Origin of the sequence: Corynebacterium sp. HMSC069E04 (assembly GCF_001813175.1) — a bacterium.
Lineage (GTDB): Bacteria > Actinomycetota > Actinomycetes > Mycobacteriales > Mycobacteriaceae > Corynebacterium > Corynebacterium aurimucosum.
This window is the reverse complement of record NZ_KV811669.1, coordinates 1-201: the sequence shown is the minus strand read 5'-3', so window position 1 is coordinate 201 and position 201 is coordinate 1. Positions and strand designations below refer to the sequence as shown.

1 protein-coding gene is annotated in these 201 nt (G+C 52.7%); it reads left to right on the top strand.

The annotated features are described in order from the left end of the window. Window positions 1–31 precede the first annotated feature (31 nt). Window positions 32–201 (top strand): transposase (locus tag HMPREF2896_RS05780; protein WP_141754764.1); only part of this gene is annotated, 170 nt, incomplete at its 3' end.

Genomic DNA, 201 nt, shown 5'->3' with positions numbered 1-201 from the left:
GTTGGGTTGGGAAGAAAGGTAATCTACCACCATGCCTAGGTACTCCGAACAGTTCAAACGTGATGCTGTGGCCCTCTACGAAAACAATGAGGACCTTTCACTTCACGCGGCTTCAGCAGAGCTTGGAGTCAATCGTTCCTCACTTTATTCCTGGCTTAAGCAGTACGGCACCGGCAAGCGTGCCCGCACGAAGACCATGCG